This window comes from Kitasatospora sp. NPDC036755, assembly GCF_040636595.1.
In the GTDB taxonomy this organism is placed as follows: domain Bacteria; phylum Actinomycetota; class Actinomycetes; order Streptomycetales; family Streptomycetaceae; genus Kitasatospora.
The window spans coordinates 1-4,658 of sequence record NZ_JBEZUT010000480.1; the positions used below are offsets into that span (position 1 = coordinate 1).

The 4,658-nt window shown below is 78.3% G+C and carries 3 protein-coding genes; all 3 read left to right on the forward strand.

The annotated features are described in order from the left end of the window. The first annotated feature begins 357 nt into the window (after positions 1 to 357). The 3 genes from AB0E96_RS38355 to AB0E96_RS38365 all read left to right on the forward strand — a co-directional run bounded on the left by AB0E96_RS38355 (position 358) and on the right by AB0E96_RS38365 (position 4,595). Positions 358 to 549: a thiazolylpeptide-type bacteriocin gene (locus AB0E96_RS38355; protein ID WP_359831049.1), complete on the forward strand. Its 192-nt coding sequence runs from the start codon at positions 358 to 360 to the stop codon at positions 547 to 549. Between the two features lie 205 nt (positions 550 to 754). After that, entirely contained in the window at positions 755 to 3,415 is a 2,661-nt protein-coding gene (locus AB0E96_RS38360) for a lantibiotic dehydratase (protein ID WP_359831051.1), read from the forward strand. Beyond that, positions 3,408 to 4,595, forward strand: coding sequence for a lantibiotic dehydratase C-terminal domain-containing protein (locus AB0E96_RS38365; RefSeq protein ID WP_359831053.1), 1,188 nt, complete (start codon positions 3,408 to 3,410; stop codon positions 4,593 to 4,595). Before AB0E96_RS38360 ends, AB0E96_RS38365 begins: the two co-directional genes overlap by 8 nt. Positions 4,596 to 4,658 lie beyond the last annotated feature (63 nt).

A 4,658-nucleotide genomic window follows, 5' to 3' on the forward strand; every position in this document is an offset into this window, starting at 1 on the left:
CGCCGGCGGGGCCAGCCGCCATGTGCCGGAGGGGCCCCCGGAGCACACCCGCGACCGGCGCCGGTCGCGGGCGGATCGGGCGGTGATCGGGGGCCCGTGGGGGTCCGCTGGAGTGCGGCTGGAGCCGAACCGGTCTTGAGCCGACGGGGCGAGGGCTCCCGGCCAAGGTGCCGGCCGGCCGTACCGCCGGCCGGCGCCCGCTGCCTAGAGTCGTTCTCGGGCGGCGCGAAGCCCGGGTCCGAGTGACCCGCGGGCGGCGCACCCACGGGGGACCCGGCACGTTCCGCAGCACCCGTTCCGCAGGCACGCCCGTCCGGTCCGACCGGCGGCACGCCTGCCATTCCGAGGGAGTTCGCCATGTCCGACACCACCATGTCCGCTGCCGCCGAGGGCCTCGACCTTCAGGACCTCGACCTCAGCGAGCTGACCGTCACCTCGCTGCGCGACACCGTCGCGCTGCCGGAGAACGGCGCGTCCTGGGGCTCCTGCTCCTGCCAGGGCTCGTCCTCCTGTGCCCAGCCGCAGGTGACGGACGTCCCGATCGGCTGACGATCCGCCACCGGGGCCCGGCGCTGAGCCGGGCCCTGCCGGCCAGGCCTTCCGAGGCCGGTGCCACCGCACCAGGACGGACCCGGCGCGTCCACCCGGGCGCGCCGGGTCCGTCCCGCGTACGCGGGGTGAGCTGCGTGCCCCGGCGTCGCCCCGCAGACACGCGTCCGAGGACAGACCCCAGGCCCCGCCGGAGGGAACCGCCATGCCCAACCGCGCCGCCCGGCCCCGGGACCCCCTGGGGCCGGCACCCGTCTCCGCACCCGCCCCGGTCGCGTACGCCGCGCGGCACGCCCTGGTGCGCACCACCGTGCTCGCCCGGCCCGCCCATTCCGCCGCCTCGGCGCAGGCCCGGGTGCTGCTGGGCGGACTCGCCGCCGTCGAGGCCGCGCACGAGGCGCTGCGGCCGGCCCTCTGCGACGACCTGTACGCCAGCCGGGCCGGGCACGACGAGGAGTTCCACCGCAGGGTCGTGCTGCCGCTCCGCCGCGACCTGCACAACGGCCGCCCGCCGCGGACGGCGCTGCTCGACCGGCTCGCCGACCTGCCGGGCCGCGTCCCGCGCCTCGCCGCCTGGCTGGAGCTGGAACGGCGGCGGGCCCGGCTGCTGGCCGCACTCGCCGAGGCCGTTCCGCCCGCCCTGGCCGCCGAACGGGCCGCCCTCGCCGCCGTCTGCCGCGAGCCCGCGTTCACCCGGGCCGTCGCGCTCACCAGCGCCGACCTGCTGCGCGCGGTGGCCAACACGGCGGGCACGACCGGTGATCCGCGCGGCCGGGCCCGCAAAGAGGAGGCGGCCGTCCTGCGGCACGCCCTGCGGGCCACCGCCAAGACCAGCCCGCTGTCCTGGTTCACCGCCGTCGGCTGGGCCGGCGAGGGCGCCGACGCGGCGGCGGGCGGGCCGCGGGCGGTCGTCCGGGAGAACCGGGCGCTGGTCGCCGCGCTCGTCCAGGCCCTGCTCGACGACCCCCGCCGCAGCCGGACGCTGCCGCACCGGATGACCAGCGCCGCCCGGGCCGCCGACGGCCGGGCCCGCTACGCCCGCGCCGAGGTGCTGTTCGCGGGCGGGCGCTACCTGGTCACCCGGGAGGAGGAGGTCGAACTCGCGGACCGGCCCGAACTGGCCCTGCTCGCCTCGCTGGCGGCCACCCCGGACCCGCCGGACCGGCTCGCCGCCCGGCTCGCCGAGGCCCTCGGGCGTCCGGGCGGCGACCAGGCCGTGCACCGCTTCGTGGGGCAGCTCCTGGCGGCCCGCCTGCTGGTGCCCACCGAGCCGGTCGACCCGCAGGACCGCCGGCCGCTCCGGAGCCTGGCCGACTGGCTCCGGAACTGGCCGGAGGACGCCTCCCTGGCCCAGCGGATCGAGCAAATCGACGTGCTCACCGGCGAGTTGGCCGAGACCCCCGGCGAGGACCGCCCGGCGCTGCTGGCCGCCCTCGCCGACCGCTGGCGGGGGCTGCTGGCCGACACCGGACGGCCGGTGCCCGACGAGGCCGCGCCGCTCAGCGTCCTCAGCGAGGACGTCCACACGCCGACGCCCCGACACCCGGGACCGGACCCGGCCGACCGGGCGGCGATCGCGGAACTCACCGCGCTCGCCGAGCTGTTCGACCACGGCCACCTGATGCGCCGGGCCGCCCGCGACCGCTTCGTCGCCCGCTACGGCGTCGGCGGGGTCTGCGACGCGCCCTGGGACTTCGGCGCCGACGCGGCGGAGGCCTGGTCGACCCCGGCGCTCCCGGCGGAACTGGCCGCACTGCGCGAGGAGTTCACCCACCTGCCGGAGTCGGACGGCGAACTCGTGCTCCCCGCCGATCGGGTCCGCGCCCTGGCAGCCCGACTGCCGCGCTGGACCGCGGCCCGGCCGCTCAGCTACTCCTGGTTCCTCCAACGCGACTCCGTGGACGGCCTGGTGTGCGTCAACCACGTCTACGGCGGCTGGGGACGCTTCACCAGCCGCTTCCTCGACGAACTCCCGCCGAGGGCCGCCGCCGAGGTCGCCCGGCGGATCCGCGACGGCCTCGGCACCGGCGCGCGCGCCGCACAGCTCCGGCCGGTCGGCGGCTTCAACGCCAACCTGCACCCGCGGCTGCTCGCCGAGGAGATCGGACCCGACCGGCGGTGGACCGACCTCTCCGAGGCCGACCTCGACCTCGTGCACGACCCGGTCGACGACCAGCTGCGACTGCGGCTGCGGAGCACCGGCGAGCTGCTCGACGTGCTCTACCTCGGCTTCCTCGCACCGGTCATGCTGCCCCGACGGCTCGGCCCGCTGCTCAACGACCACCCCAACGGGGTCGTCGACTTCCGGCCGCTGCTGCCGCGCACCGCCCTCACCGCACCCGGCGGCACCGTGCTGCGCACCCCGAGGCTGCGCCACCGGCACGTCGTCCTCGCCCGCCGCCGCTGGCAGCTGCCGACCGGCGTACTCGACGCCCTGCGGGCCGAACTCGCCACCGACCCTGGCGCCGGCGGAGTCCCGGCCGGGGCCGTCGCCCGCTGGCGGGCCCTGCTCCGACTCCCCGAGCAGCTGTTCCTCCACCCCGGGCCGACGGCCGCCGTCGCCGGGGGCACGCCGGCCGACGCCTTCGTGGCCCACCTGCGCGCCCCGAAGCCGCAGCCCCTCGACCTCGGCAACCCGCTGCACCTGCGGCACCTCGCGAAGTGGCTCGCCCGGTACCCGCACGGCGTGGTGCTGGAGGAAGCCCTGCCGGCCGTGGCGGGGCGGACGGAGCCGACCCGGGCCGTGGAACTCGTGGTGGAGACGTACCGGCCGGGCCGGTCGCGCCGGTCAGGCCGGTCAGGCGCGAAGGGTGCCGCCCCCGAATCCGTCCGTAGCGCGATCGCCGAGGAGGCGTCCGATGAGTGACCCGGCCGACGGCCAGGGGGCCGAGACCGCCTGGGACGTGGTCCTGTACCACTACCGGCCCGACAAGGCCCGCGCGCTGCGCGAAGCCGTCCTGCCGCTGGCCCGTCAGGCGGCGGCCGAGGGACTGGCCGCCCACGTCGAGCGGCACTGGCGGTTCGGACCGCACCTGCGGCTGCGCCTGCGCGGCCCGCGGGAGCGGGTGGGCGGGACGGCGCGGCGGTCCGCCGAGGCGCTGCGGGCGTGGGCGGCCGCGCACCCCTCCGTCGCCGACCGCTCCGACGAGCAGCTGCTCGCCGAGGCCGCCGCCGCGGGACGGGCGGAGCTGGTCCCGCCGCCGTACGCGCCGCTGGTGCCGGACAACACCGTGGTGGCGGCGCCCCTCGACCGGGCCGACGAGCACGCGCTGCGGTCCCTGATCGGGGCCGAATCCGCCGAGCTGCGCGAGGAGTTGCTGCGGCTCGGCCTGCCCGCCCTCGACGCGGGCTGCCACTTCCTCGGCGCGCACGGCGACGCCCCGCAGGCGCGGGTGCAGCTGGTGGTGACGGCCCTCGCCGCGCACGCCACCGCCCACCCGGACGGACTGGTCGGCGCGCACTACTCGGTGCTCTCGCACCTGGAGGACTTCCTGCTCCACGAGGACCCGGACGGCCGTCTGCGGGCCGGCTTCGAGCGCCGCTGGGAGCGCACCGGCCCGGCGGTCACCGCGCTGGTGGGCCGGATCGCCGGCGGCGGCGCGCACGGCTGGGAGCGTGACTGGGCGCACTGGTCGGCGAGCGCCTGGAGCCTCGCCGAGCGGCGGCTGGCGGCCGGAGCCGACCTCGGCGGCCGCCACGCCGGGTACCGGGAGCGCGCCGAGGCCCTCGGCGACCCGGCCACCGCCGAACGCTGGAACGCCGGACTGCGCACCCGCTACAGCGAGTTCCACCGGCTGCTGCACCGCGCCGACCCCGACGGCACGATGTGGCGCCGCCCGGACTACCTGATCAACCGGACCGGCACCAACGGCCTCTACCGGCTGCTCGCGATCTGCGACGTCCGGCCGCTGGAGCGCTACCTCGCCGCCCACCTGCTGGTGCGCAGCGTGCCCGAGCTGACCGGGCACCGCTGGCAGACGCTGCTCGGCGCCCCGGAGACGGCGGGCGCCGGGGAGTCGGCAGGCGTGACAGAGGGGGCGGCATGACGGCCGAACCGGCTGCCGCCCGGCCCCGGCTGCGCCCCGGCGTCGCGGTGACCCCGCTGCGCG

What these genes read in the sequence shown, in the direction of transcription:
- AB0E96_RS38355 (WP_359831049.1), top strand. Translation starts at nt 358, where the DNA reads ATGTCCGACACCACCATGTCCGCTGCCGCCGAGGGCCTCGACCTTCAG.
- AB0E96_RS38360 (WP_359831051.1), top strand. Translation starts at nt 755, where the DNA reads ATGCCCAACCGCGCCGCCCGGCCCCGGGACCCCCTGGGGCCGGCACCC.
- AB0E96_RS38365 (WP_359831053.1), top strand. Translation starts at nt 3,408, where the DNA reads ATGAGTGACCCGGCCGACGGCCAGGGGGCCGAGACCGCCTGGGACGTG.